11 protein-coding genes are annotated in these 12,083 nt (G+C 70.1%); 2 read left to right on the plus strand and 9 right to left on the minus strand.

Features of this window, described 5'->3' with window-relative positions; genetic code table 11:
• Window positions 1-34: 34 nt before the first annotated feature.
• The 8 genes from ACGTNG_RS07505 to ACGTNG_RS07540 form a co-directional block, all read right to left on the minus strand.
• The gene (locus ACGTNG_RS07505; RefSeq protein WP_394576390.1) at window positions 35-1,363 is read right to left on the minus strand and encodes a hypothetical protein; all 1,329 of its coding nucleotides are present in this window, start codon (window positions 1,361-1,363) and stop codon (window positions 35-37) included.
• Window positions 1,360-2,883: a VWA domain-containing protein gene (locus ACGTNG_RS07510; protein ID WP_394576391.1), complete on the minus strand. Its 1,524-nt coding sequence runs from the start codon at window positions 2,881-2,883 to the stop codon at window positions 1,360-1,362. Before ACGTNG_RS07510 ends, ACGTNG_RS07505 begins: the two co-directional genes overlap by 4 nt.
• On the minus strand, window positions 2,880-3,863 hold the full coding sequence (locus tag ACGTNG_RS07515) for a VWA domain-containing protein (protein ID WP_394576392.1): 984 nt from the start codon (window positions 3,861-3,863) through the stop codon (window positions 2,880-2,882). Before ACGTNG_RS07515 ends, ACGTNG_RS07510 begins: the two co-directional genes overlap by 4 nt.
• Window positions 3,860-4,354: a DUF4381 domain-containing protein gene (locus ACGTNG_RS07520; protein WP_394576393.1), complete on the minus strand. Its 495-nt coding sequence runs from the start codon at window positions 4,352-4,354 to the stop codon at window positions 3,860-3,862. The genes ACGTNG_RS07515 and ACGTNG_RS07520 overlap by 4 nt, the downstream gene beginning before the upstream one ends.
• Window positions 4,344-5,348 carry a DUF58 domain-containing protein gene (locus ACGTNG_RS07525; RefSeq protein WP_394576394.1) on the minus strand — a complete coding sequence of 335 codons (1,005 nt, stop codon included), beginning with the start codon at window positions 5,346-5,348 and terminating at the stop codon, window positions 4,344-4,346. The genes ACGTNG_RS07520 and ACGTNG_RS07525 overlap by 11 nt, the downstream gene beginning before the upstream one ends.
• Window positions 5,349-5,359: 11 nt before the next feature.
• The gene (locus ACGTNG_RS07530; protein ID WP_394576395.1) at window positions 5,360-6,337 is read right to left on the minus strand and encodes an AAA family ATPase; all 978 of its coding nucleotides are present in this window, start codon (window positions 6,335-6,337) and stop codon (window positions 5,360-5,362) included.
• Window positions 6,334-7,311, minus strand: coding sequence for an HAD family hydrolase (locus ACGTNG_RS07535; RefSeq protein ID WP_394576396.1), 978 nt, complete (start codon window positions 7,309-7,311; stop codon window positions 6,334-6,336). Before ACGTNG_RS07535 ends, ACGTNG_RS07530 begins: the two co-directional genes overlap by 4 nt.
• A gap of 72 nt (window positions 7,312-7,383) precedes the next feature.
• A complete protein-coding gene (locus ACGTNG_RS07540) occupies window positions 7,384-8,943 on the minus strand; it encodes an arylsulfatase (RefSeq protein ID WP_394576397.1) in 1,560 nt (519 codons plus the stop codon).
• A 249-nt stretch (window positions 8,944-9,192) separates the two neighbouring features.
• On the opposite strand from ACGTNG_RS07540, the gene ACGTNG_RS07545 reads away from it, so the two are divergent.
• Together ACGTNG_RS07545 and ACGTNG_RS07550 are read left to right on the plus strand one after the other, a co-directional pair.
• On the plus strand, window positions 9,193-10,053 hold the full coding sequence (locus ACGTNG_RS07545; protein WP_394576398.1) for a DUF72 domain-containing protein: 861 nt from the start codon (window positions 9,193-9,195) through the stop codon (window positions 10,051-10,053).
• A gap of 344 nt (window positions 10,054-10,397) precedes the next feature.
• Window positions 10,398-11,738, plus strand: a complete 1,341-nt coding sequence (locus tag ACGTNG_RS07550; RefSeq protein ID WP_394576400.1) for a sodium-dependent transporter — start codon at window positions 10,398-10,400, stop codon at window positions 11,736-11,738.
• A gap of 94 nt (window positions 11,739-11,832) precedes the next feature.
• Here ACGTNG_RS07550 and ACGTNG_RS07555 read toward each other — a convergent pair whose 3' ends face one another.
• Window positions 11,833-12,048: a PA3496 family putative envelope integrity protein gene (locus ACGTNG_RS07555; RefSeq protein WP_394576402.1), complete on the minus strand. Its 216-nt coding sequence runs from the start codon at window positions 12,046-12,048 to the stop codon at window positions 11,833-11,835.
• Window positions 12,049-12,083: the final 35 nt, after the last annotated feature.

A 12,083-nucleotide genomic window follows, 5' to 3' on the forward strand; every position in this document is an offset into this window, starting at 1 on the left:
AGGGCCGCCGCGCGGCCCTCGTCGCCTGGCCGGCTCAGAGCGGGTTGAGTGGCGGCAGGGCCGATGGCGAGCGCCTGCCGGAGAGGGCGACATGCCGGGGCAGGGCGTGGGACAGGCGTCGCCAGGCCGCGTTGTCGTCTCCCTCCTTCGGTCCGAAACGCGACCGGCCCAGTTCCAGCAGGGCCGCCTCGATGGCCTCGCGATGTGGCTCGGCCAGGGCCGGGCAGCGTGCGCCGACCTCACCCCAGGCCGTCCGGGTCGCGGCGAGATCCCGGGCGGCGACGGCGCGGCGCAGGCGCGCCAGCGCCGCCCGTCCCGAGCGTTCGTTCCGCTGGCGCAGCGCCTCTCGCCAGAGGGGCCAGCGATGCCTCAGTGCCCAGGCCAGGACGGACAGCACGGCGAGGCCGGCGATCGGGGCCAGCCATGTCGTCAGCCGACGCGCCTCACTGCCGGCCGGGGCGGGGCCTTCGGCCTCGACCGCCACGGCGGGAAGACGACTCTCGGCAATCTCGCGAGCGTCGAGATCCAGCCAGCGCAGGTGGATGGCAGGCAACTCGCCGTCCACCCCCCCCTCGGCCACGTAGGCCACGCGCTCCTCCCGGACGCCCCCGTCGTCGCGCTCGGTGACGCTGGGCGTCTCGGGGTAGGCGCCCAGCCCCGCCGGGGCCTCGGACGGGATCAGCGTCGGCAGCAGCATCACGGTGCCGCCCTCGACGGTGGCGGTGACGATGCGCGTCAGGCTATCGCCGGGTGACAGGACAAGGGGCGCGTCCCGCTCGGTGCCCTCGGCCTTGCCGCCGTTGTCAGCGTCGTCCTCCGCTTCGCCCCCGGCTTTACCCTCCTTCCCCGCCTGGCCTGCCGCTACCACCTCGAGGTGCTGCTCGAGGGTGATCGACCCCGCGGCGACATAGGGCTCGAGCCCCTCGGCGGCGGCGGGCAGCGTGACGCTCAGCACCGGGGCCTGCGGCGTCACCTCCCGGGTGATCGGGGCCTGCCCGTCCGGGTCGGCATAGCTCACCTCGAGGGGCTCGCCGCCCAGGGCGTAGTCGCCCGGGGCCAGCGGGGTCAGTCGGTAGGCCCGGGTGATGCCGGACCAGGTCGCGCCGTCGATGCGCTCGCTGGTCGGCACGGTGCCGCGCTCGGGCAGGGTGACGCGCAGGCCGGGCCGGTCCAGGGAGGGAAAGGTCACCGGGTCCGGCATCCAGGTCGGCACCAGCACGCGATAGCGCAGCACGGCGGTCTCGCCCGGGGCCAGGGTCTCGGGGGTCAGCGAGACCGATACCCGGGGGCCCTCCTCGGCCCCGGCCGGACTGGCCGTGGCGAGCAGCAGCAGGAGGGCGAGCCGGGCGTGCATGGCGCTCATGGGCTCGCCTCCCGGGCTTCCACGGCGAAACGCTGGCGCAGGTAGTCCTCGGTGCGGGTGTCCAGGGTCGACATCCACTGCTCGGCGCTGACCAGGCCGTCGCCGTCCTCGGCCACTTGCTCGGTGCGCTCGCCGCGGTCGGCCTCGTTGTCGAAGACCACCTCGTCGGCCCCGATGCCGCGATCCTCGCCGGTATCCGACTGGTCGCGGGCCTCCTCCACGTGAGCCAGGATCTCTTTCGCCAGGGCCAGGTGGCGCTCGCCGTCGGGATAGTCCGGATCCCGCGCGAGGACCTGCTCGAAGGCGGCGACGGCGGGACGGTACTGGCGGTTCCGGATCAGCGCGAGCCCCCGGGTGAAGGCGGCATCGGCGGTGTCCAGCCGGTCGAGCATCTCGGCGGCTTGCGCGTACTGGCCGTCGCGGTAGAGGGCATAGCCCTGCCAGGCGGGGTCGATGAAGTGTTCCGCGGCCCGGGCGTAGTCGCCGCGTTCGACCCACCAGCGGCCCTGTTGGTCCGGGGTCAGGAAGGCATCCGCCAGGGGCCCCGCCCGGGCCGGGAGCGGCTGCAGCCCGGCCAGCCCGACGACCAGCACCAGCTGCCAGCGAATCGACCAGCCGCGGCGGAACCCCAGCAGGGCCAGCAGGGCGGCGGGCCAGGCCAGCCACCAGCCGCGATCCTCCCAGGCCAGGCTGTCGTCGTCGAGCAGGGCGCGGCGGTAGGCGGCGGCGAGGACCCGCTCGAGGCGCTGGATGTCGCTATCGTCGGCGCCGACCCGCACCCGTTTGGCGTCCGGCACCGCGTCGATGCCCGGGGTGGCCATGCCCGCCGGTGCCATGACCAGGAAGGCGAGGTCGGCATCGCCCTGGCGGTCGGTAAAGGCCGGCCGGTCCTTGGCGTCCAGGCCGTCGCCGACGAAGAGCATGGCGCCCGGGACCGATTGCCGGGCCAGCAGCTCCTCGGCCAGGGCCAGGGCGTCGGTGGCGTTGTCGCCGGGCTCCGGCATGATCTCGGGAGAGAGGCCCTCGAGATAGGGACGGATCAGCCCTGGATCGTCGGTCAGGGGCACCACCCGATGCGCGGTGCCGGCGTAGGCTATCAGCGCCGTGTCGGCGCCGGCGCGCGTCTCGAGCAGGTCGCGGATCTTGTGCTTGGCCCGCGCCAGGCGGCTGGGCGGCACGTCCTTGGCCTGCATGCCGCTGTTCACCTCGAGCACCACCACCAGGGGTGCGGTCTGGGTCACCAGCGGGTTGGGTATTCGGCTCCAGGTGGGGCCGGCGGCGCCCAGGGTCAGCAGCACCAGCGTCAGGGCGAGGGTGTCCACCGGCATCAGGCGCCGACGGCCGTCGGCGCCGACCCTCAGCGCCCGCTCCAGGTGGGGCGCGATGTGCCGCGAGGCGCCGGTGTCGGGCGCCCGGCGCCGGCGCAGCCACCACCAGCCGACCAGGATGACCGGCAGCAGCGCACACCAGGCCGGGCGCAGCAGGTGCAGGGCGTCGAGGGCCTCCCGCCAGGCGCTCATGAGTGGTCCCCCCGCCGTGCGCCCAGGGCGTTCGCCCCCAGCATGGCGAGCCCCAGCAGCACCGCCGAGCCCATCGGCCACTGGACCAGGGCGCGCCGCTGGCGATAGCTCAGGCGTTCGGTCTCGCGCGGGGCGAGTTCATCGACCTGGTCGTAGACGGCGTCCAGCGCCCGCTGGTCGGCGGCGGTGAAGAAGCCGCCTTCGGTACGCTGGGCGATGGCCTCCAGGGTGGCCAGGTCGACGCGATTCTCGCCGCTGCCCCCGGGGTCGCCCACGGCGATGGTGACGATGCGCACCCCGCGATCGGCGGCGATCTGCGCGGCGTTGAGCGGGCTCATGCGGCTGCCGGTGTCGCTGCCGTCGCTGAGCAGGATCAGCAGCCGCTGGTCGATCTCGCTGGCCTCGAACTGGCGGATCGACAGGCCGATGGCATCGCCCAGGGCGGTATGCGGGCCGGCCATGCCGACCTCCGTCTGGGCCAGCAGCGCCTGGAGGGTCTCGAGGTCTTCGGTGAGCGGTGCCTGGACGAAGGCGCGGCTGCCGAACACGATCAGCGCCAGGCGTTCGCCCTCGCGCCCGTCCAGGAAGTCGGCGATCACCGCCTTGACGCCGGCCAGGCGCTGTATCGGGGTGCCGTCCTCGGCGGGAAAGTCCTTCTCGTTCATGGAGCCGGAGATATCGACCGCCAGGATCAGATCCCGGGCGGCACGCTGCTCGACGATCGGCTCGCCGACATGCTCGGGACGGGCCAGGGCGAGCACGATCAGCGCCCAGACCAGCCAGCCGCCGGCCAGCGTCAGCCGGCTGCGAGGGGGCACCACCGCGCCGGCGCCGGCGCCGACCCCGGCGGCCTCGATCAACTGCTGGAAAAACGGCAGGCGCATGGCGGTCAGGCGTTCACGGTGGGGCGGCAGCAGCCGGCTCACCAGCAGTGGCAGGGGCAGCAGCAGCAGGGCGAGGGGCGTGGCGAGCTCGATCACGTGGCCGCCTCCCGCCGGTCCTCGTCCCCATCGGTGCGATGCCGGCGAATCCACTCGGCGACCAGGACGCTGAGCTCGGGGGGCGCCGGCCCACCGCGATAGGGGCCCCGCACCAGGGCCGCGCCGAGCGGCCCGCTGAAGCCCTCGCCCGGATAGTGGGCATCGAGGAAGTGCCGCCAGGCGTCGCCGTGGAGCCCGGCCACCCGCTCGCGGGGGAAGGCCGCCAGCGCCGTGCGGCGCAGGATCTCGGCCAGCGACTCGATGCGCTGATCGCTGGCGGCCAGCTCGGCCAGCGCGCGGCGGCGGTAGGCGTTGGCGCGATGGCGCCGCCGGGCACGCCATGCCCACCCGGCGAGCATGGCCAGGATCAGTCCGGCGAGCAGCGCCCAGCCCCAGGTCTGGGGCAGCCAGGGTACCGGGGGAGGTGCCGGGGCGGGGGAGAGCCGGTCGATCAGCTGGGCCAGGGTCACCGGCGTGGACTCAGCGGCCATGGCCACCTCCCGCGGCGCGCCGGCCGAGTCCCAGCAGGCGGCGCAGCTGGGGCAGCGTCGGCTCGCCGGCCGACAGCGGCGCCAGTGCCAGGCCATAGCGGCGCTGCCAGTCGGTCAGGATCTGGCGGCGCCGCGCGCTGACGTCCTCCAGGGCCTCGCGGACCGGGCGCTCGGCGGTGTCCAGGGTGGCCTGGCGATGGCCGTCGGAGGCCACCCGCCGCAGATCGTCGGGCAGCGCCTCGCTCAGCGGGTCGCTGACCGGCATCAGCACCAGGTCGTTGTGCCGCGACAGGCCGCCGAGCAGGGTTTCCGTGCGCGGGCCGATGACGTCGAAGTCGCTGATCAGCAGGATCAGGTGGTCGCGGCGGGCCAAGTGCGCCACCGAGGCCAGCACCGCATCCATCGAGGTGGGAGATGCCGTCATGGCTTCGGCATGCAGGGCGGCGTTGGCCTCGGCGAGGCAGCGCAGCAGGCGAATCAGCTGGGGGCGCTGGCGACGCGGGCGAAACTCGCTGAGCCGTTCGTCCTCGACGATCACGCCGCCGACGCGATCGCCCTGGGCGAGCACTGCGAAGGCGGCCAGGGCGGCGGCCTCGGCGGCGGTGACCGACTTCATGGCGTGGCGCGAACCGAAGAACATCGACATTCGCTGGTCCACCACCACCAGCGCCGGACGGTCGCGCTCCTCGGTATAGACGCGCACGTGGGGCGCGCCGGTGCGCGCGGTGACCCGCCAGTCGAGGGTGCGCACGTCGTCGCCGGGCAGGTAGCCGCGCAGCTCGGCGAAGTCCAGGCCGCGGCCACGCAGGCGCGAGGCGTGGCGGCCGTTGAGCACGCTGCGTGATGGCTGGCGCGGCAGCAGCCGCAACGCGGCGCCATGGGGCTCGAGTGCCTGGAGGTGGGCGAGATCCAGATGCAGGCGAGGGTCCTCGCCCGAGGGGGACGCAACCGCGGGGGGAGAGCCGGCCCGCAGGCGAGCGCGAAGTGACCTCATGGCGGCGTCCCTCAGGGCAGGGCCACGCAGCGCAGCAGGGCGTCGAGGGCCTCGTCGGCGCCGATGCCCTCGCCCTGGGCCTCGAAGCTCAATCCGATGCGGTGGCGCAGCACGTCGTGGGCGATGGCCTGGACGTCCTCGGGGTCGACGTAGTCGCGTCCGGCCAGCCAGGCATGGGTGCGACCGCAGCGGTCGAGGGCCAGGGAGGCGCGCGGGCTGGCGCCGAGCTCGATCCAGCGGCCCAGGTCCTCGGAGAGCTTGCCGGGATGCCGGGTGGCCGCGACCAGGTCCGCCATGTAGCGCTCCATGGGCTCGGCGACATGCAGGGCGGCGATCTCGCGGCGGGCGGCGAAGATCGCCTCCTGGCGGACCTTCACCGGCGTGGTGGCGGGCGTGTCCGCCAGGGCCTCGGTCTCCTCGCCGCGCACCAGGCGGATCACCTCGACTTCCTCCTCCACCGAGGGGTAGGTGATCAACACATGCATCAGGAAGCGATCCATCTGGGCCTCCGGCAGCGGGTAGGTGCCCTCCTGCTCGATGGGGTTCTGGGTGGCCATGACCATGAACAACGGCGGCATGCGATGGGTGGTGCCGGCCACCGTCACCTGGCGTTCCTCCATCGCCTCGAGCAGGGCGGACTGCACCTTGGCCGGGGCGCGGTTGATCTCGTCGGCGAGCACCAGGTTGGCGAATAGCGGGCCCGGGCTGAAGCGGAAGCTCGCCTCGCCGCCCTCCTGATGGTAGATCTCGCTGCCGGTCACGTCGGCGGGCAGCAGGTCCGGGGTGAACTGGATGCGGCTGAAGTCGGCCTCGAGGTGACGCGACAGGGCCTTGATGGCACGGGTCTTGGCCAGGCCGGGCAGGCCCTCGACGAGCAGGTTGCCGTTGGCCAGCAGGCCGATCAGCAGGCGGCGGATGACCTCGCGCTGGCCGATGATCGACTCGCCGATGGCGGCCTCCAGGGCGGTGATGTCATCGCGAACCGTCATGGCGCCTCCGGGTAGATGCGCCGCCAGTCGGCGGCCATGTCGACGAGCCGCCAGCCGCGCTCGTCGGCCTCGTCCAGGCCGCGTGCCAGGCCGCCGATGTGGCTGTCGCGGTCGTAGGCATACTCCCGTTCGCCGTCGGTGTGATGGACCAGCAGGCCGAAGCGCGGGCCCTCGCCGGCGGTGGTCCAGGCCAGCATCTCGAAGTCGCCGTCGGAATTCCCGGCGGCGAAGATCGGGCGCCGGCCGATGCGTGTGTCGATGGCGACGGGCTTGCCCGGGCCGTCGTCGACGAAGGCGATGCCGGCCTCCTTGAGGATCGTCGGCGCGTCATCGACGTCCTGGTAGCTGGCATGGCCGGTGCTGCCGATCACCTGCTGCGGGGGAATCCCGTAGGCCTGCTCGGCGAAGGCGCGGAGGAAGTGCAGCCCGCCGCCCGAGACGATGTAGGTGGCGTAGCCCTCGTCACGCAGGTAGCGCAGTAGCTCGAGCATCGGCTGATAGACCATGTCGGTGTAGGCGAGGCCGGTGGCCGGGTGGCGGGCCTCGTCCAGCCAGTCGCGCACCTCGGCCTGGAAGGCCTCGACGGAGAGGCCGGCGTGGGAAGCGGCGATCACCTCCTCCAGGCCCTCCATGCCACCGGCCATGACGCCGGGCAGGTCCCCCTCGGCGGCGGCCTTCAGGGCGTCGCTGGTGAGGAGGGCAGGATCTTCCTCGGCCAGCGTCGAGAGTCGATCGAGGGCGAACAGCAGCTGGAAGTAGGCGGGCTGCTCACTCCACAGGGTGCCGTCGTTGTCGAACACCGCGATGCGCGCCGGGCCGGGCACGAAGTCGCTCGAGGCGGGGTCGGTGGTGGCTTCGACGAAGTCGATGATGGCGGCCCTGGCGTCGCCGGGCTGCCAGGAGGGCAGCGGGTCGGCCATGGCCAGGGGGAGGCCCAGCCCCATGACGGCCAGTCCCTTCAGGAAGGTATTCATGACGAAATCCCTTTTGCGGTGCATGGCCGCCTCGGGGGCGGCCATGCTGCTGTCGAGGGCTGACTCACTGCCTCACTGAGGCGGGTCCTGCAGGGTTTCCAGTACCTTGTCGAGGCTGAAGCTCGCCGCCTCCATGCGCGGCGGGAACTCCTGGAAGGTCGCCAGGAAGTTCTGCACGAAGCGTTGGGCGGGCACCAGCATGAAGGCATGGTCCAGCACCCAGTCGTAGTAGGTGTTGGAGGTGATCTGGGCGCGTTCGTAGGGGTCGCGGCGCAGGTTGAAGATCAGCGGTGTGCGCAGCGGGGTGAAGGGGTTGGCCCAGACTTTCAGGGTGCCCTCGGCGCGCTGTTCCATGAAGACGATCTTCCAGTCGTCGTAGCGCAGGGCGGTCAGGTCGCCGTCGTCGGAGAAGTAGAACACCTCGCGACGGGGGGCCTCCTCGCTCTCGCCGGTCAGGTGGGGCAGGATGTTGTAGCCGTCCAGGTGGACGTTGTACTCGCGGCCGATGGCCTGGACGCCACCGTCGAGCAGGTCCTGCTTGATGCCGTCGTTGCCGGCGGCGGCCAGGAAGGTGGGCAGCCAGTCCATGTGGTGAACGACCTCGTTGGAGATGCTGCTCTCCTCGATCTGGCCCGGCCAGCGCACCATGGCGGGCACCCGCCAGCCGCCCTCCCAGTTGGTGTTCTTCTCGCCACGGAAGGGGGTCATGCCGGCGTCCGGCCAGGTGTTCAGGTGCGGACCGTTGTCGGTGGAATAGAAGACGATGGTGTTGTCACTGATGCCCAGTTCGTCGAGCTTGTCGAGGAACTGACCGACGTGCATGTCGTGCTCGACCATGCCGTCGGCGTACTCGTTCTGGCCCGATACGCCGCGCATCTCGTCCTTGACGTGGGTGCGGAAGTGCATCCGGGTGGCGCTCCACCAGACGAACCAGGGCTGCCCGGCCTCGGTATTGCGCTCGATGAAGTCCAGCGCCGCCGCCGAGGTCTCCTCGTCGACGGTCTCCATGCGCTTGCGGGTCAGGGGACCGGTGTCCTCGATCTCGCCGTCGGCGCTGGAGCGGATGACCCCGCGCGGGCCGAAGGTCTCGCGGAAGGTGCTGCCGTCGGCCAGTTCCATGTCGCCGGGATAGTCGGGGAGCTCGGGTTCCTCCTCGGCGTTGAGGTGGTAAAGATTGCCGAAGAACTCGTCGAAGCCGTGGTTGGTGGGCAGGTGCTCGTCGCGGTCGCCCAGGTGATTCTTGCCGAACTGGCCGGTAGCATAGCCCTCGGCCTTGAGCAGCCCGGCGATGGTCGGGTCCTCGGTGCTGATGCCTTCCTCGGCGCCGGGCATGCCGACCTTGGAGAGGCCGGTGCGGAACACGCTCTGGCCGGTGATGAAGGAGGATCGGCCGGCGGTACAGGACTGCTCGCCGTAGTAGTCGGTGAACATCATGCCCTCGTCGGCGATGCTATCGATGTTCGGCGTCTGGTAGCCCATCATTCCGTGGGTGTAGGCCGAGATATTCGACTGGCCGATATCGTCGCCCCACAGCACCAGGATATTGGGTTTCTGGGCGTCCGTTTCCTGCGTCGACTCCTGCTCCTGGGCCCATATCGGCATGGCGACCAGCAGTCCGCCAGCGATGATCAAGGTGGGTCGCCAGGCGCTTGGCTGCCGTCCCGTGAGATTGATTCCAACCATTTCTGCCTCCATCCCGATATGGGTATGTAGCGATAGTGGTATCTTGATCAGTCCGGTTTGAGCTTACCCAAGCTCTTCGGGAGTCTAGTCCAGCCTTCCTGAACCTTCCTCAGGATTCATTGGGAGGCCCGGGGACGGCTTGTCTCGATCGCGGCGGCGCACTAGAGTGGCGAGCTCTCACTCTCTGGACCCACTATCATGCCCATGCCGCTCCACCTGGGCCTGCCGATGTGGGCCAATCCCGACTGGCGTGGCGGCCTCTACCCGCCCCACGGCGGCAGCGATGACTGGCTGGCCGACTACGCCCGGGTGTTCTCCACCGTGGAGGGCAACACCACCTTCTACAGCGGGGCGCCGCGGCCCTCGACGGTGGCCGCCTGGGCGCGTCAGGCGCCGTCCTCCTTCCGCTTCTGCTTCAAGCTGCCGGCGAGCCTGACCCACGAGAAGCGCCTGGAAGGCATCGAAGCCGACCTCGATGCCTTCTTCGAGGCGCTGTCGCCGCTTCATGACCGGCTCGGGCCGACCATGGTGCAGCTGCCTCGGGATGTCGGTCCCGAGGCGCTGCCCCGGCTCGAGGCGCTGCTCGAGCGCTGGCCGGCGGGCCTGCCCTGTGCCGTCGAGGTCCGTCACCGGGAATTCTTCCACAAGGGGAGCGCCGAGGCGGCCCTCAACCGGTTGTTGATAACTCACGGGGCCGATCGGGTGATGCTCGATGTGCGACCGCTCTTCGCCACGTCTCCCGAGGGCAATGCGGGCCTGGCTCGCGCCCAGGCCGACAAGCCACGACTCCCATTACACGTGCTTTCCACGGGGAGCTTCCCGTTGGTGCGCTTCATCGGCCACCTCGACGACGCCCTCAACGAACGCGCCTTCACCCCCTGGGTCGAGCGCCTCTGTCTGTGGATAAAACAGGGGAAAACCCCTTTTCTGCTTGTGCATACGCCGGATAACCGTCAGGCCCCCGAACTCGCGCGACGTCTCCATGCGCGGCTCGCCGAGCGCCTTTCACTTCCGCCCCTGGAGGCCTTCGCCGGCGCGTCCCAGGCCTCGCTGTTCTGATTCGTCCTGACGGGTGCCGGAAGGCACCGGTGGTTTTGCCCCGATGACTGGTCAACAAGCGTCTGATCGGATACTTTTACGGGTCGATCGTCACTTGCCATCGGATCTTGTGGGGTTTCGTACGTATCCCGTGTGATTCCTCGTCGTGATCCATCAGGAGGTGTCCGCGGCTCACCTCGCGAAGGTCCCGCGGAAGTTGTACCGGCAGCGATCCTGTCTGGCATCCGTAATGCCCTTGAAAGCGGCATCCCGTGATCCGGGATGACGTGGACGTGGCGACTACAACCACAACGCCGTCATTGCATCCGATCGATCGATGACGACACGTACCATCAGGGTGATTTATGTCTACCAAGCAACACGCACACTGGTCTTCACGACTGACCTTCATACTCGCCGCCACCGGCTCCGCCGTCGGCCTGGGTAATATCTGGAAGTTCCCCTACATGGTGGGCGACAGCGGCGGTGCCGCCTTCGTGCTCATCTATCTGCTCTGTATCGGCCTGGTCGGCCTGCCGATCCTGGTGGCCGAGTGGCTGGTGGGCCGTCGAGGCCAGAAGAACCCGGCCAACTCCATGGCCGACCTGGCCAAGTCGGCCGGGGCGTCCCGTGGCTGGATGATCGTCGGCATCAGCGGCATCCTCGGGGCCTTCCTGATCCTCTCCTTCTACAGCGTGATCGGCGGCTGGTCGCTCTACTACACCCTGAGCTCCGTCACCGGGGCCTTCAGCGGTCAGGACGCCGACGGCATCAGTGCCCTGTTCAGCGGCATGCTGGCGAGCCCCGGCCTGTTGCTGGTGGGACACTCCGTGTTCATGCTGCTGGTGATCGGCATCGTCGCCCGCGGCGTGACCAAGGGTCTCGAGGGCGCCGTGCGTAGCCTGATGCCGGCACTGGGCGTGCTGCTGGTGGTGCTGGTGGGCTACGGCATGACCACCGGCTACTTCGGCGAGGCCTTGAGCTTCATGTTCAACCCCGACTTCGGGAAGGTGGACGGCGGCGTGGTCCTGGCGGCCATGGGTCAGGCCTTCTTCACGCTGTCGCTGGGCATGGGCATCATGATGGCCTACGGCTCCTACCTGAACGAGGAGATCAACCTGCTCAAGACCGCACGCACGGTGATCATCCTCGACACCCTGGTGGCGCTCGTCTCCGGCCTGGCGATCTTCCCCATCGTCTTCGCCAACGGACTGGATCTGAGCTCCGGCCCGGGACTGATCTTCGTCACCCTGCCGCTGGCATTTGGCAACATGGGCGGCGGCGTCATCCTCAGCCTGATGTTCTTCCTGCTGCTCACCTTCGCGGCCCTGACCTCGGCGATCTCGCTGCTCGAGCCGGTGGTGGAGTTCGTCGAGGAGCGCACCCCGCTGTCGCGCTTCGCCTCCACCCTGGTGGCCGGCGCGGCGACCTGGGCGCTCGGCATCGCCGCGCTGCTGGCGTTCAATGTCTGGAGTGACTTGCTGATCTTCGGCCTGAACATCTTCGACCTGCTCGATACGGTGACCAGCAAGTTCCTGCTGCCGCTGACCGGCCTGCTGGCGATCGTCTTCGTCGCCTGGGTGCTGGATCGTGAGGGCGTGCGTCGGGAGCTGGGTCTCGGCGAGACCGGCGCGAAGGTGTGGACCGTGATCTCCCGCTTCATCGCGCCCATCGGCGTGATCGCGGTGTTCGTCTCCAGCCTCTGAGCCTGACCGCCGGCTCGCGCCGGCGCGTCACGTCTCCTCCGAGCCCCGCCCTGCGGGGCTCGTTGCATGTGGGGAGAGGCACCGCGCTTCGCGGTCAGTGCATCTCGTCTTCCACCAGCGCCTCCTCGGGGAGCGGGGCAATCTCCTGGGACAGGCGCTTGAATTCGTTGTGCAGCTCGATGCCGCGGCGGGCGCGCAGGTTGCGCTGGGCGGCGGTGCGAGACCGCTGCTCGTGCTCGACGACTTCCATGCTCATGAAGATGTCGAGGAGTTCACTCTTGAGGGAGGATAACCGTTCGACATTACGCATGATCGACACTCCTTTCTGCAGTGAATGTGCCGGCA

Origin of the sequence: Halomonas sp. B23F22_3 (assembly GCF_043496965.1) — a bacterium.
GTDB lineage: Bacteria > Pseudomonadota > Gammaproteobacteria > Pseudomonadales > Halomonadaceae > Halomonas.

Coding starts and splice junctions, on each gene's coding strand:
- ACGTNG_RS07505 (WP_394576390.1), bottom strand. CDS start 1,363: ATGAGCGCCATGCACGCCCGGCTCGCCCTCCTGCTGCTGCTCGCCACG.
- ACGTNG_RS07535 (WP_394576396.1), bottom strand. CDS start 7,311: ATGAATACCTTCCTGAAGGGACTGGCCGTCATGGGGCTGGGCCTCCCC.
- ACGTNG_RS07530 (WP_394576395.1), bottom strand. CDS start 6,337: ATGACGGTTCGCGATGACATCACCGCCCTGGAGGCCGCCATCGGCGAG.
- ACGTNG_RS07555 (WP_394576402.1), bottom strand. CDS start 12,048: ATGCGTAATGTCGAACGGTTATCCTCCCTCAAGAGTGAACTCCTCGAC.
- ACGTNG_RS07510 (WP_394576391.1), bottom strand. CDS start 2,883: ATGAGCGCCTGGCGGGAGGCCCTCGACGCCCTGCACCTGCTGCGCCCG.
- ACGTNG_RS07545 (WP_394576398.1), top strand. CDS start 9,193: ATGCCCATGCCGCTCCACCTGGGCCTGCCGATGTGGGCCAATCCCGAC.
- ACGTNG_RS07525 (WP_394576394.1), bottom strand. CDS start 5,348: ATGAGGTCACTTCGCGCTCGCCTGCGGGCCGGCTCTCCCCCCGCGGTT.
- ACGTNG_RS07520 (WP_394576393.1), bottom strand. CDS start 4,354: ATGGCCGCTGAGTCCACGCCGGTGACCCTGGCCCAGCTGATCGACCGG.
- ACGTNG_RS07550 (WP_394576400.1), top strand. CDS start 10,398: ATGTCTACCAAGCAACACGCACACTGGTCTTCACGACTGACCTTCATA.